The sequence below is a fragment of the Nonomuraea guangzhouensis genome (genome assembly GCF_019396345.1).
GTDB classification, from domain to species: Bacteria; Actinomycetota; Actinomycetes; order Streptosporangiales; family Streptosporangiaceae; genus Nonomuraea; species Nonomuraea guangzhouensis.
This window is the reverse complement of the sequence record NZ_JAHKRM010000002.1, coordinates 383,477-397,797: the sequence shown is the minus strand read 5'-3', so window position 1 is coordinate 397,797 and position 14,321 is coordinate 383,477. Positions and strand designations below refer to the sequence as shown.

Here is a 14,321-nt window from a genome sequence, read left to right as displayed (position 1 = left end):
GCACGGTAGCCCGTGGGCCCGGACGCGTCCGGGCCCACGGGCCGGTCCCTAGTTGAGCACTTCGCTCTTGACCCGCTCGTTCATCGAGCGGATGCCGTCGGCGGCCGACTTGTCGCCGACCATGATGAGCTCGTGCTCCTCCTTGAGGATCGTGTCGATGTCGGAGGAGTGCTCGCTGACCGGCATCTCCAGCACCACCTTGTCCGGCGAGAACGCCTTCTTGGACACCTCGTCGGTGGGCATGCCCTTGATCGAGAAGTAGGTGTCGGTGATCTCCGGGCTCTGCAGCGCCGGCACCACGCCCACCTTGGTGATGGCTTCGGCGCCCGCCTTGCCGGCGGCGAACTGCACGAACTTCTTGGCCGCTTCGGCGTGCTCGGCCTTCTTGTTGACGGCGAAGGCGGTCGGCGAGCCGAAGGTCGTCACGCCCGAGCCGCCCGGGCGCTGCGGCATCGGGGCCAGCGCCCAGTCGACATCGGTCTTGCCGTTGGCCTTGGCCTCCAGGATGCCGGAGATGTACCAGGTGCCCATGGGCAGCATGGCCGTCGCCCCGGTCTCGAACATCGTCCGGTAGTCCGACTTCTGCGAGGTCGCGGTGCCGAAGTCGAGGGCCGCGCCGGACTTCTGCAGCCCGAGCGCGATCGCGTACTGGTCGGCGAAGAAGGAGTAGTCGCCGCTGAGCTGGTCGCCACCCGTCTGGGCCGCCGAGATGGCCTGCACCACCGACCGCCAGGTGTGCTGGTAGGTGCCGTAGACCTTCTTGCCGCCCTCGTTCTTCGTGAGCTGCTGCGCGAGCTTGGCGTACTCGTCCCAGGTGAGGGCGGCCGGAGCCTTGACGCCTGCTTTGTCGAAGTACGTCTTGTTGTAGTAGAGCAGCCAGAAGTCCTGCCGGTACGGCAGCGCGAAGTACTTGTCGCTGACCTTGAAGGCGTCCAGGCCCGCCAGCTTCGCGGCATCCGGCGACTTGGCCAGGTCGGTGATCTCCAGGAGCTGCCCGCGGCTGGAGTAGCGCGAGTAGTCCGTGACGTTCTTCATCGTGATCACGTCGGTGTCGTCGCCACCGGCGAGCATCGTGGTGACCTTCTCGGCGTAGTCATCGGCGAGGATGTCCACCGGCTGGATCTTGATGGTGGGATTCGCCTGCTGGAAGGCGTCGAAGAGCGCCTTGAACTCGGGGGTCTTGGCGAGGTTCCAGACCGTGACGGTCAGCGTGATGTTCCCGCCGCCGCCGTCCGCCGACTTGGCGGAGCCGCCGCAGGCGGTCACGGCGAGGGAGAGCGCTGCCGCGACTCCCAGGGTCTTCATGAGGTGGCGTCGCACTCCGGCCCTTCCTGACATGTTCGAAGCGATCATTGATCCGGACTCCTTTCTTTCGAGCCGGTCTCAGGGCTCAGGCGCTCACCATGAACTCGTCGGCGGTCACGGCCGCGCGGGGCGGCTGACCGGACAGGTAGCGTTCGAGCTCGTCGAGCGCGCTCTCACTCATCCGCCGGGTCTCTGATCCCAGAGATCCTGCGACGTGGGGGGTGATCATGACGTTGGGCAGGTCGTACAGCGGTGACGTGCTCGGCAACGGCTCCGGGTCGGTGACGTCGAGGATCGCGTCGAGCCGGCCCTGGGCGCACTCCCGCTCCAGGGCGGCGGTGTCCAGGACGGAGCCGCGCGCGGTGTTGATGAGCGTCGTCCCGTCACGCAGGAGGGCCAGTTCGGCCGCTCCGATGAGGTGGTGGGTGGACGGCAGCTCCGGGACGTGCAGGGTGAGCACGTCACAGCGCGGCAGCAGTTCGGGCAGCGGGAGCAACTGGGCGCCCGCCGCGCTGACCTCGGCCGGGTCGGCATAGGGATCGGCGACGAGGACCTCCACCTCCAGGGCGCGGAGCCGTTCGACCACCCGGCGGCCCACGCGCGAGAAGCCGATCACGCCGATCGTGCGCCCGCGGTTGGTCAGCTCGCCGCGGCCGGCGGCGAAGGACCAGTCACCGCGGTTGCTGCGCGCGTCCTGGGCGAGGAACGGGGCCTTCTTCCCGGCGAAGATGACCGCGGCCAGGGTGAACTCGGCCACCGGGATCGCGTTCTCGTCGGCGGCGTTGGTGACGAGGATCCCGCGTCGCCAGACCTCGTCGGTGACGAACGTACGCACCGTCCCCGCGCAGTGGAAGATCGCCTTCAGCCGCGGCGCGTCGGCCAGCCGCTCGGTCGTCAGTGGCGGGCAGCCCCAGGAGGTCACCAGCACCTCGACGTCGCGCAGCCGGCGGCGTACGGAGGGCTGGTCGAGATCGGCGGTCACGAGCGGCTCTCCCAGCTCGACCAGCTCGTGCAACCGGCGAAGCTGCGCCTCCTGAAACTGCACGCCGAACTTCGCTGGGTCCATGACCAGCAGGGCAGGGGGTCTTCTCACCAGGCTCCTTTCGGCGGCAAGCGCTTACCAGTGCGCCGATCATGTCCGATCATTTCAATCACGTCAATGCCTTGTTAATCGGATCGATCACGTTATGTGATCGATATTGATCGTTATCGTATGAAAGCGAGTCGCTTGCCTTGACGCGGGAGGAAACCTTCGCGTTAACTCCGGGACACACTCACGCGATCACGACCAGGGGGAGCCATGCGCATGCTGCGGGAGTTCGACGACCTGCGGCTCTCGCCCCACACCGGATGGACCCGGAACCACTGGGCGGCACTCGCCGACCATCTCCTCCTGTCCGCCAGGCGGTACGCGTCGGCCTCGCACGCGCGTGTCTCCTTCCCGGGCCCGCCGGGCGGTTACGGGCCCGACGTGGACGCGCTGGAAGGGTTCGCGCGTACGTTCCTGGCCGCCGGATTCCGGGTGGCGGGGGAGGACGGGCGCGATCCGCTGGGCCTGATGGAGTGGTACGCGCAGGGCCTGGCCACGGGGACGGATCCCCGCTCGCCCGAGCGCTGGGTACGCCTCGACGAGCATGGACAGGCGAAGGTCGAGGCCGCGTCGATCGCGCTGGTGCTCCACCTGACGCGGCCGTGGCTGTGGGACCGGCTCGACCCGATCGTGCAGGAGCAGGTGGTCGACTACCTCGCGCCCGCGGTCGGCGCGGACTACCCGCCGATCAACTGGATCTGGTTCCAGATCGTGGTCGAACAGTTCCTCGCCTCCGTCGGCGGCCCGTTCGAGCGCAAGGACATCGAGGAAGGGCTCGCGTTCACCGACGGCTTCGCCAGGGAGAACGGCTGGTACGCCGACGGTGCCGAACGCGCCTACGACCACTACGCGGGCTGGGCGCTGCAGTTCTACCCGCTGATGTGGAGCGAGATGGCCGCCGGCGATCCGGCGGCGGACTCACGGCGACCGCTCTACCTGGAGCGGCTGGAACGCTACCTGGGCGACGCCGTCCACCTCGTCGGCGCCGACGGATCCCCGCTCGTCCAGGGGCGCAGCCTGATCTACCGGTTCGCCGCCGCCACCCAGTTCTGGACCGGCGCCCGCGCCGGGACGGCGACGCCCGCCCCGGGGCTGCTGCGCCGTGCCGCCTCGGGCATAGCCCGCCACTTCACCGAACGCGGAGCGCCGGACGAGGACGGAGTCCTGACTTCAGGCTGGCACGGAGCGTGGCCGCCGCTCGCCCAGTCCTACTCCGGGCCCGGCTCGCCGTACTGGGCGGCCAAGGGCTTCTTCGGCCTGTCCCTGCCCGCCGACCACCCGGTGTGGACGGCCGTCGAGGAGCCGCTGCCGGTCGAGTCCGGCGACTACCACCGCGTCGTCCGCGCGCCCGGGTGGCTGGTCAGCGGCACTCGTACCGACGGTGTCGTGCGGGTGATCAACCACGGCACCGACCACTCCCATCCCGGGACGCACCTGACCGACTCACCCCTGTACGCGCGTCTGGGCTACTCGACCGCCACCACACCCGTGCTCGCCGGCGCGCACGCCGCCAACCCCCTCGACCAGTCGGTCGTGCTCCTCGACGAGGGCGGGCGGCCCAGCCATCGCACGGGCTTCGAGACGCTCCTCCTCGATCGCCTCCCCTCCGGGACGGTGATCGGGGCCTCGCGCTGGCAGGCCCACTGGGTCACCGCTGAGAGCGGGCATCCGGACCACGGCTATGGGCGGGCCGGGACGGTACGCCTCGGGCCGTGGATCGACCTGATCTCCGCGGTGCGCGGCCCTTGGGAGGTGCGCCTGATCCGGCTGCCGGTTACGGGGGCGGAGCGTGGTCCCCTGTCGGCCAGGGCGGTGGAGCGTGGTCCGCTGCGGGTCGGCGGATGGCCGCTGCCGGCTCCCGAACCCGTCCAGACCGATACGGCCGCCGTGTCGAACGGCACCCTGCACTCCCGGGTCGTCGCGGGCCCGGGGCTGGACCTGTGCGGCGTGGTAGCCGCCGAGGACTCCTCGCCGCTCGCCCCCTGGACGCTCATCCCCTGGTGCGCCACCACCACGCCCGCGCTGCCGGACACGTGGTACGACGTGGCGGTGTTCCTCGGCGGGCAGGAGCCGGACCGGGCGCCGGTCCTGTCCTGGGACGGCCCGGCGCTCGCCCGCGTGGCCTGGCCGGACGGGACGGACGACCTCCTGGACACGGCCGCCGCTCTCAGCGGGCCGGGCACCCCGCCTCTATGACACCGAGGAGGAGCGCACGATCAGGGTGGGCTCGACGACGACGCGGTGGGTGGGCCGTTCCGGGTCCGGGTCGGCCAGTCGCGCCGCGAGCAGCCCGAACGCCGCCCGCCCGATCGCCATCTTGGGCGGCCGGACAGCGGTCAACGGCGGGTCGCACAGCTCGGCCACCTCGTCGTCGTAGGCCACGATGGCGAGATCATCGGGCACCCGGATGCCGCGCTCCTGACAGCGCTCGACCAGGTTGATCGCCTCCGGGTCGGAGTGGACCAGCAGCGCCGTCGTCTCGGAGGCGACGCACTGGTCGATCACGTTCTCGAGCGCCTTGGGCCACTCGGGGTCCAGCTGATCGACCGTGCTGACGTCCAGCATGTCCGCCAGCGGCAGTCCGAACTCCTCGCACGCCTGCCGCCAGCCCTGCCGCACGTGCGGGCCGGTCGGGCTCTGGATGGTGGTGATCAGCCCGATCCGCCGGTGACCGAGCTCGACCAGGTGCCGCACGGCCATGCCGGCCCCCAGCGCGTGATCGCTGACCACCGACTCCATCGCCTCGTGGTAGGGGCCGGAGGCGGCGGTGCGCTCGATGAGCACCATGGGCATGTCGGCCTCCTGCAGCCAGCGCACCAGCGCCTGCCCGTCCTCGCCGGTCGTGGTGGGCGCGACCAGGAGGCCGTCCATGCCCGCCGATTCGATCAGCCGGGAGAGGTGGTGGCGCTCGTCGGCGGCCCGATAGCTGGCGCCACGTAGAACGACGCGCGCGCCGGCCGCCGCGGCCGCCTCGCGGACGCCGCGGATCACGTCGGGCCAGTAATAGTTCAGCGACGGCACCACCATGCCGATCGTGACCTGTGGCCGCTCGGCGCCGGCCGCGACGGGTCCCGTCTGCGGGGCCGGCGCGTCCTCCGTTTCCCCGCCCGCGAGCGTGTCGGCCACCGGCCCGCCGCGGAGCACGGCGCCGCCGCGAACCCGGCGGATCAGCCCCTGGGACGACAGCAGCGCGATGTCGCGCCGGATGGTGATGACCGAGACGTCCAGCTCGGTCGCCAGATCGCCGACGCGCACGACGCCACGCCGGCGCAGCAGCTCCACCACCTGGGCGCGGCGCTCGTCCGGCAGCGGACCCGGCGATTCGGACATACTCACTCCCACACCCCAACACGAATCTCGAAAGCGCCCCGCGCCGTACCGGGCAGACGCAGCTCCAGCCTGGTCAGACGGTCGCCCCACACCTCGGAGAGCATGGGGTCCGCCAGCGTACGGACGGTGAACGCGGCCGTCGCGACCCCGGGGTCCCACGCCACGAGCACGGCCCGCCCGCCGCCCGGCGGCCGGATGACGGCCTGCCCGGCGGACGGCTGCTCCACCTGCCCGTACAGCAGGAAGTGCAGCACGCTCGGCTCGCCGTCGCCGGTGAAGCTCCAGGCATCCCCGATCGTCACGCGTGACTCGCGCCGGTCGAGCGCCGCCGTCCGCCACCACCGCTCCAGCTCGGGTACGGGATAGGCGGCGGCCAGGTCCAGCCGCGCCTCGAAGCGGCCGGGCTCGTCCACCACCTCGACGTCACGGGCTCGGAACCGGCGCCCCTGCCCCTGCGGTGCGCCCCGTACCTCGGGGACGTTGTGCCAGTCGCTCCGCATCGTCCAGATCGCGTAGCGGTCCGGCCCGAACGTCTGCGCCGTGTACGTCGGCCGCCCCGCGTCGACCAGCACCGGGACCCCGTCCACGGCGACGACGACGGACCCGACGTCATTGTGGTTGTGGTGCTCCCCGTTGTGCCCGCCCTTGATCGCGAGCGTGAGTCCGCGCGCCGTCCCGCCGGCCGTACGCGCGAGGCCGATCTGCGTCCCCGGCAACCAGACCCCGGCGACCAGAGGCGGCTCGCCAGGCGCGGCGCCCTGCCACTCCACGTCGACCAGTTCGCGGAGCGCCCGCCCGAGCTCGGCGTCGGCCGGGATCCCGGCCGCGCGCTGCGACTCCGCGTGCCGGCGGGCGTCGGGCACGCCGAGCCGGCGAGCCCAGCGGTGCGGCACCTGCCACGGCTGACCGGCCGGCGGCCGGGCCCGCGCGTCGGCGAGGTTGAGATACCACGGCCCGCCCAGATGCATGCGGTGCGGGAACCGGACCGTCTCCCGCACGACCGGGATCTCCGCCGCGTCGAGCCGCCCCGACGTGGCGTGCTCCAGGACGTCGAGCGCTTCGAGCGCGCGGCATGCCCCGTTCCACCAGTATTCGTAGCCTTCGTCGACGGAGCCGTCATCCGGCAGCGCCGCCAGGTAGTGATCGATGCCCGCCACGGCCAGGGCGACCTGGCGCGCCCGCTCCTGCCCCGGCTCGGCCAGGCGCAGCGCGGCGACGAGCACGTTGCCGCAGATCCACGGGCACCAGTTGCTCGGATCGCCGTCCAGCCCCAGCCAGTGCCAGTCGCGCCGCCGGACGAACGGGTCGAGCACCCGCGCCCGCACCTCCGCCCGCACGCGCTCCCGCAACCCCGGGAAGCGTTCGGCCAGCCGGTCCCCGAGCACCTGGTCGGCCCAGGCCAGCTGGGCGGCGACATCGGCGGCGCCGAGGTCGAGGCAGGGCGTGGCCACATCGGGCAGGACCGTCCCACGGGGCCGGCAGGTGTCCTCGTGCGCGGGCCAGCACCACGAGCTCTGCTCGCACAGCTGGACGATCCCGTCGGCGGCCTCGTCCAGCCACCCGTCCGCACCGCCGGCCAGTGCCATGAGCACCGCCCGGGTCAGCCGGTCCTGGCGCTCGAACACCTGGCTCTCGTAGCCGGTGCGGTTGCCGTCGCGGAAGTAACGCGCGTACTGCGAGGCCAGCGGCTGCGGCCAGGGCGTGCCCAGCTCCGACTCCGCCCGCTCACGGACGGCGAGCAGGACGCCGGACTCCGCGGCCCGATCCCAGACGGTGTCCCCGGCGGCCGGGACCGGCAGCGCGGCGCCGGGCGGCAGCAGGCCGCGGACCAGGGCCTCCGGCGACATCGCGGCCCCCCAGGCGGTGAGCAGGGGGCCGGTCGTCAAACTCCCCGGGGTGCTCTCCGCGGTTGCGGTGTTCGTCATGATCCTCCTCGCCGACACCCCCATAGTAGCGATCGAAAGTGATCGAAGTTGAATCAAATGGGCATTCGTCGAGGAAGCTGATCGAAACCCGCGTGACCAGCAGATCAACTAACCTTCGTACTGGGCTCCGAGAGCGCGCAGCCGCGAATGCGCGGACTCGTACGGGGCCGGGGTGCCGAGGTAGGACTTGGGGAGTTTGGCGACCATCGTGTAGTTGGTGTCGCACACGTTCCCCACCGGCGCCTGCCCGCCCTGACTGACCAGCTGGTAGGCGTCGAGCGTATCGAGCCCGGTCAGTGCCGACGTCCAGGTGACCAGGTCGTGCTGGCTGATGCGGTAGGCGTCCTCCAGCGGCCTGGCCGAACCGGTGGACATCAGGTGCAGGTCATCCTCCATCCGCGGCCAGGGCGTCGCCACGCCCTTGATCAGCTCGACCGCCACGACCGTGTTCATGGCGGCCTCGACCGCGGTGCCGCACACCTCGCCGTGGCCCTGCCGGCCGTGGCCGTCGCCGATGGAGAACAGCCCGCCCGCCACGTTGACGCCCAGGTAGACGGTGACGCCCGCGCGTAGTTCGGGAGTGTCCATGTTGCCGCCGTGCGCGTCGGGCGTGATCGTCATCCGGGCCTCGTTCGCGGCGGGTGCGACGCCGACCGTGCCGTGCATCGGGTCGAGCGGCAGTTCCACACTGTAGTCACTGTTGCGGGCGTGGTAGACGGCGACGCCTTTGGCGGTGTCGAGGTCGTAGCGCCAGACGCGTTCCTCCAGCGGTGGCTGCAGCATGGCGGTGGTGTGCGTGCCGGTCAGCGCCCCGAAGTGCGGGAACGTGGTGGAGACCGCCCAGTCCCTGGCCGGGGTGATCGAGATGAAGTGCAGCGCCAGCGTGTCGCCGGGCTCGGCCCCCATCACGTGGAACGGCCCGGTGACCGGGTTCAGATAGGGGAACTCGCACACCTGTGACGGCAGGTCGTCGACCGTACGGACCCGGCCGCCGAAGCAGTCCTCGGTGAACAGCTCGACGATCGTGCCCGGCCGTACCTTGGCGACCGGGGCGCGCCCGCCGAAGGTGTAGCCGAACTCCTCAGGCGAGGGACGATAGGACACGACGTTCACGAGACCTCCGAGGGCAGGGCGGGCCTGCGGCCCATGACATAGAGCACGACGACGGCGAGCAGCCCGAGGCCGAGCCAGATGAAGCCGAGCAACTGGGCCGCGAGGCTGGCGTTGATGACGACGAGCACCAGCACGGCGAATCCGATCACCGGCACGACCAGGTGCGCGAGCCAGTTACGGCTGCGCCGCCGCACCACGTAGTGCACGACGACGGCCACGTGCAGCAGCAGGAACGCGGTCATCGCGCCGAAGTTGACCAAGGAGCTGAGCAGGTCGATGCCCTTGTCGTAGAGGCTCATGCCGACACCGAGCAGCAGCGAGACGGCCGCGACGGCGATCGTGGCGTTCGCCGGCACCTTGTGCTTAGGGTCGACGCGGGCCAGGAACGACGGTAACTGCCGGTCACGCGCCATTGCAAACAGCAGCCGCGAGGTGGCCGCCTGCGCGACCAGCGAGTTGGCGAAGCCCCAGGCGATGGCCGTCGCCACCGCGCACAGCACGCCCAGCCAGGCGCCGCCGGCGTACGAGGCCATGTCGTAGAAGGCGTTGCCCAGTTGTGCCCCCGGCGCCAGCAGGGCGGCTCTGTCGGGCACCAGCAGCGCCGCGACCCAGGTCTGCACCACGAACAGCACGGCGGCCAGCGCCAGCGCGGCCACCATGGACCTGCCGAGGCGCCGCGCGTCCTCGCGGTTCTCCTCGGCCAGCGTCGAGATGCCGTCGAAGCCGAGGAACGACAGCACCGCCACCGAAGCCGCCCCGAACACCAGCGTCCAGGAGAAGGTGGCGGAGTCGTAGATCGGGGTCAGCGCGCCCGCTGTGCCCTTGCCCTGTGCCAGCGCGATCCCGGCGACGACCAGGAAGATCGCGAGCACGAGCAGCTCGGCCACCAGCATGATCCGGGTGATCCGGGCCGTCATCTGGATGCCGAGGTAGTTCACCACGGTGTTGAGCAGCACGAAGGCGACGAGCCACAGCCACACCGGCACCGCGGGCACGAAAGAGTTCATGGCCGTGCTCGCCACCAGGTAGAGCAGTGCCGGGACCAGCAGATAGTCGAGCAGGATCGCCCACCCGGCGATGAACCCGACCGGCGGTGCGATGCCCCGGCCCGCGTAGGTGTAGACCGATCCGGCCATCGGGAAGGCCCTGGCCATCTGCGCGTACGACAGCCCGCTGAACGCCATCGCGACCAGCCCGATCACGTAGGCGAGGGCCACCATCCCGCCGGAGAGCGCGAAGACGTTGCCGAAGATGCCGAACGGCGCGATCGGCACCATGAAGATCAAGCCGTAGATCATCAGGTCGGCGAAGCCGAGCGAACGCTGGAGCTCTTGACGGTAGCCGAACTGCTCGATGCTGCTCATGGACGGCTCCTCGCTGCAGGGGGCGGCGATTCGCACACTAGATTCAAAGCCCGCTACTGACCAGGCTTCGCCATGAGACCGCAGACGCTAGTTCTCCTTGTTCTGGCGGTCGTGGTCGCTCCAGATCAGCAGGGCGACCCCGGCCGCGGCGATCGCGAGGTAGGCGGGGGTCGGGATGTCGAACCACCTGCGTAACAGGCCGAACTCGGTGTCGAAGAAGACCCGCGCCACAAAGCCCCCCAAACCCTGGATGACCACGATCACGCCCAGAAAATTCCGCATGCCTCCACCGTGGCAAGCCGGTGGAGGCACGGGCATCGAACCTAGGGCGACGGCAGGGCCGACTAAAGTTCAGGCCGTCACGGGTAGAGGCCGCGCATCTGGTGGGCCTCCGCGACCCGGCCGACGCCGATGACGTGCGCCGCCTGCCGCAGCGTGAGGTCGCGGGCCGCGGCCAGCGACCGCACCTCGGCGTAGGCGCCCTCCATCAGGTCACGCAGCTTCAGCTCCACCTCGCCGCCGCTCCAGGAGTAGGCCTGCATGTTCTGCACCCACTCCAGGTACGACACGATCACCCCGCCGGCGTTGGCCAGGATGTCGGGCACCACGATCGTGCCGTTGGCGGCCAGGATCTCGTCCGCCTCCGGCGTGGTGGGCCCGTTGGCGCCCTCCACGATCAGGCGGGCGCGGATCCGCGGCGCGTTCTCGGCGGTGATCGCGCCCTCCAGGGCCGCGGGCACCAGCACGTCCACGTCCAGCTCGAACAGTTCGGCGTGGTCCAGCGCGTCGGCGTGGCGGTAGCCGGCCACACCGCCCGACTCGGCGGCCCAGGCACGCAGGTCGGCGATGTCGAGCCCGCCGGCCGAATACACCGCGCCCGTCGCGTCGGACACGGCGACCACCGTGCAGCCCGCGTCGGACAGGAACTGGGCGGCCGGGGCACCCACCTTGCCGAAGCCCTGCACGGCCGCCGTCACGCCTTCGGGCGAGCGGCCGAGCGCGCACATGGCGGCGATCTGGACGCCGCGCGAGGTCGCGTTTGACCGGCCGAGCGAGCCGCCCAGCATCAGCGGCTTGCCGGTGACCACCCCGGGCACCGCGTAGCCGGTGTTGACGCTGTAGGTGTCCATGATCCAGGCCATGGTCTGCTCGTCGGTGCCGACGTCGGGCGCCGGGATGTCCTTCTCCGGGCCGATCATCGGCAGGATCTCGTTGACGTAGCGCCGGGTCACCCGCTCCAGCTCACGCTGGGTGAGCATGCCCGGGTCCACGGCCACGCCGCCCTTGGCGCCGCCGTACGGGATGCCGACCAGCGCGCACTTCCACGTCATCCACATCGCGAGCGCGGTGACCTCGTGGATGTCGGTGCTGGGATGAAATCGGAGGCCGCCCTTGGCGGGGCCGCGTGAGACGTTGTGCTGGACCCGGAAGCCCTGCACGACGTCCATGCGGCCGTCCTCGCGGCGCACGGGGACCGAGACGGTCAGCGAGCGGCGCGGTGTGGCGAGCATCGTGCGGAGCCCGGCGTCGAGCCGGAGATGTTCGGCGGCCTGGTCCAGTTGGTGGAGGGCCGAATCGAGGGCCTGGCGGCCGGGTGTGATCAGGGCCGGCGTCCTTGACGGCACCATGACGGTCATGGAAGGGATTCCTCCTGTTGTGTACGCCCGGAACGTGGGGCGAGGCGCCATTGCCTGCCTTGTTTGGGCGTTCGTGTCGCGATCATCCTAGAGCGCGGCGTTTATTGCTGCCTAGGGTTTTCGGGTTTGCCGTATCCCAGGTGATCTGCTGTCATCAATTACATGCGTTGATCGTGGTGCTGCAAACGTGCCACTCTGGCAGGCTTGCCACTACATGTGTGCCGAACTGTCGAATTTGGGGGACTGATGCCCGCTCTGGTCGTCGGGCCCATGCTGCGTTACGTCGACTCCGCCAGCGCCTCGATCTGGGTGGAGACCGGCACGCCCGGCCTGGTGACCGTGGAGGCCGCGGGCCGGGTCTTCTCCTCGTCCACCTTCACCGTCCATGGGCACCACTACGCGATCGTCGATCTGCTCGAGCTGACGGAGAGCGTCGACTCGTACGTGGTCAAGATAGGGGACGAGCAGGTCTGGCCGCTCGAAGGTTGGCCGCCCAGCCGCATCAGACTGTTTCCGGCGGACGGGCCGAGCAGGCTGGCGTTCGGCTCCTGCCGCACCAGCGTGCCCCACGACGCCACGTACGTCCTGACACACGGCGAGGACGTGCTGCGCTCCTACGGCTCGCACCTCAAGGACGCGGACGCCGCGGAGTGGCCGGACCTGCTGCTGCTCCTCGGCGACCAGGTCTACGCCGACAGCCCGTCACCCGAGATGCTGGAGTTCATCCGCGCCCGCCGGAGCAGCGAGCCGCAGAAGGAGATCGCCGACTTCGAGGAGTACGCCGAGCTCTACCGCCAGGCGTGGACCGAACCGGAGATCCGGTGGGCGCTGTCCACCGTGCCCACCGCGATGATCTTCGATGACCACGACCTGCGCGACGACTGGAACACCTCCCAGACCTGGCGCGAGCAGATGGCCGCGACCCCCTGGTGGCAGCGCCGGGTGATCGCCGGGCTCGGCGCCTACTGGGTCTACCAGCACCTCGGCAACCTGTCGCCGGCCGAGCGGGCGGACGACGCGCTGCTGGCGACCCTGCTGAAGGGCGGGGACGGCGAGGCGCTCGACGCCTTCGCCGAACGGGCCGACGCCGAGCCCGGCAGCAACCGGTGGAGCTACTCCCGCGAGCTCGGCGGCACCCGCCTGATCATGATCGACACCCGGTGCGCCAGGCAGCTCACCCCGGCCGACCGGCGGATGCTCGACCCGGTCGAGTGGGCCTGGCTGGAGAAGGAGGTCGCCAAGCCCGCCGAGCGGCTGGTCATCGGCTCGTCGATCCCGTTCCTGCTGCCCGAGGGCGTCCACTTCGTCCAGAACTGGAACGAGGCGCTCTGCGCCGGCAAGTGGGGCAAGACCGCGGCGAGGCTCTCGGAGCGGTTCCGGCAGGCGATCGACCTCGAGCACTGGGCGGCCTTCCGCCGCTCGTTCGACGACCTGGCCCGGCTGCTGGTCCAGGTCGGCAAACCGGTGCTGATGCTCTCCGGCGACGTGCACTACTCCTACCTGGCCAAGGTCGACGGCCGGCCGATCTACCAGGTCGTCTGCTCGCCGATCCGCAACCCGCTCAGCCCGGTGCTGCGCTGGGCCAACGTGTTCAGCCAGTTCGGCCTGGCCACGCTGGTCGGCGGCCTGCTGGCGCGGCTGGCCCGCATCCCGCGCCCGCCGTTCCGCTGGGAGGTCATCGCCGGGCCGTGGTTCCAGAACGCCCTGGCCACGCTGACCCTGCCCGGCGAACTGGACTGGTACGAATCCTCCGGCAGCACCGTCAAGCGCATCGATTCTGTACGGCTTCCGTGAAAACGGTTATCGTTGGCTTTTGTGTACCATGACCACTACTCTGTTGCCGTCCCCTTCTATGACCTTTGGCACGAGGACGGGCATGTCCCGGAGATCCGCCGGCTCCTCCCGCCGCTGCTGAACGACGTCCGCCGGAGCGTCATGGAGATCGGCGCCGGCACCGGCCTGATCACCGAGCTGATCGCGTGGGAGACCCCGGCGGAGATCTACGCCGTCGAACCGTCGCTCGGCATGCGGTCGGTCCTGGTCTCCCGCCTGGCGGAGCGCGCCGATCTGCTGTCCCGGGTGACCGTCCTGCCGTGCGGCGCGCTCGACGTGGACGTGGACGAGCCGGTCGAGGCCGTCGTGATGATCTCTGTCCTGCACGCCTTCGACACGGCCGAGCGGGAGCGGCTGTGGGCGGTCCTGGCCAGGCAGCTCGAACCCGGCGGGCTGCTGGTGTTCAACCATCGCGAACCGCCTCCGCGCATTCCGGGTGAGCTTGAGCGGATGGGGTCGTACCAGGTCGGCAGGCACACGTACGAGATCTGGGGACAGGTGCTGGAGGCGGCCGGCGAGACCGTCAGGGGGCGCTTCCTCTACCAGATCAGGCAGCGTGGCGCGCTGATCAGTGAGGACGAGGTGGTGAGCGTCAGCCACCGGCCCGGCAGGGGGCGGCTCGATGCCGAGCTCGACGCGGCCGGCTTCACGCTCGACCGGGACGCGGACGGCCTCCTGGCGTGGCGGCTGGCGGGAAACAGCGTGAAACGGGAAACAGCGTGAA

11 protein-coding genes are annotated in these 14,321 nt (G+C 70.5%); 3 read left to right on the top strand and 8 right to left on the bottom strand.

The window, feature by feature from the left end; all coding sequences use genetic code 11:
• Positions 1–48: 48 nt before the first annotated feature.
• Together KME78_RS04790 and KME78_RS04785 are read right to left on the bottom strand one after the other, a co-directional pair.
• Positions 49–1,353 carry an ABC transporter substrate-binding protein gene (locus tag KME78_RS04790; RefSeq protein WP_219527510.1) on the bottom strand — a complete coding sequence of 435 codons (1,305 nt, stop codon included), beginning with the start codon at positions 1,351–1,353 and terminating at the stop codon, positions 49–51.
• A gap of 37 nt (positions 1,354–1,390) precedes the next feature.
• Positions 1,391–2,398, bottom strand: coding sequence for a hydroxyacid dehydrogenase (locus KME78_RS04785; RefSeq protein ID WP_308126808.1), 1,008 nt, complete (start codon positions 2,396–2,398; stop codon positions 1,391–1,393).
• A 207-nt stretch (positions 2,399–2,605) separates the two neighbouring features.
• Here KME78_RS04785 and KME78_RS04780 point away from each other — a divergent pair, with 207 nt between their 5' ends.
• Positions 2,606–4,591: a DUF2264 domain-containing protein gene (locus tag KME78_RS04780; protein ID WP_219527509.1), complete on the top strand. Its 1,986-nt coding sequence runs from the start codon at positions 2,606–2,608 to the stop codon at positions 4,589–4,591.
• Here KME78_RS04780 and KME78_RS04775 read toward each other — a convergent pair.
• The 6 genes from KME78_RS04775 to KME78_RS04750 form a co-directional block, all read right to left on the bottom strand.
• Positions 4,586–5,725 (bottom strand): substrate-binding domain-containing protein, encoded by a 1,140-nt coding sequence (locus KME78_RS04775; RefSeq protein WP_219527508.1) that lies wholly within the window; start codon positions 5,723–5,725, stop codon positions 4,586–4,588. The genes KME78_RS04780 and KME78_RS04775 overlap by 6 nt on opposite strands.
• Before the next feature lie 2 nt (positions 5,726–5,727).
• Positions 5,728–7,650 carry a heparinase II/III domain-containing protein gene (locus tag KME78_RS04770; protein WP_219527507.1) on the bottom strand — a complete coding sequence of 641 codons (1,923 nt, stop codon included), beginning with the start codon at positions 7,648–7,650 and terminating at the stop codon, positions 5,728–5,730.
• 108 nt (positions 7,651–7,758) lie between these two features.
• Positions 7,759–8,754, bottom strand: a complete 996-nt coding sequence (locus KME78_RS04765) for an acetamidase/formamidase family protein (protein WP_308126807.1) — start codon at positions 8,752–8,754, stop codon at positions 7,759–7,761.
• Positions 8,755–8,759: 5 nt separating this feature from the next.
• A complete protein-coding gene (locus KME78_RS04760; RefSeq protein ID WP_219527505.1) occupies positions 8,760–10,127 on the bottom strand; it encodes an APC family permease in 1,368 nt (455 codons plus the stop codon).
• 87 nt (positions 10,128–10,214) lie between these two features.
• Positions 10,215–10,409 (bottom strand): hypothetical protein, encoded by a 195-nt coding sequence (locus tag KME78_RS04755; protein ID WP_219527504.1) that lies wholly within the window; start codon positions 10,407–10,409, stop codon positions 10,215–10,217.
• Between the two features lie 77 nt (positions 10,410–10,486).
• Positions 10,487–11,764: a Glu/Leu/Phe/Val family dehydrogenase gene (locus tag KME78_RS04750; RefSeq protein ID WP_219527503.1), complete on the bottom strand. Its 1,278-nt coding sequence runs from the start codon at positions 11,762–11,764 to the stop codon at positions 10,487–10,489.
• Positions 11,765–12,010: 246 nt separating this feature from the next.
• On the opposite strand from KME78_RS04750, the gene KME78_RS04745 reads away from it, so the two are divergent.
• Positions 12,011–13,558, top strand: coding sequence for an alkaline phosphatase D family protein (locus KME78_RS04745; RefSeq protein WP_219527502.1), 1,548 nt, complete (start codon positions 12,011–12,013; stop codon positions 13,556–13,558).
• 21 nt (positions 13,559–13,579) lie between these two features.
• Positions 13,580–14,320: a class I SAM-dependent methyltransferase gene (locus KME78_RS04740; protein WP_219527501.1), complete on the top strand. Its 741-nt coding sequence runs from the start codon at positions 13,580–13,582 to the stop codon at positions 14,318–14,320.
• The last annotated feature ends 1 nt before the right edge of the window (position 14,321 follow it).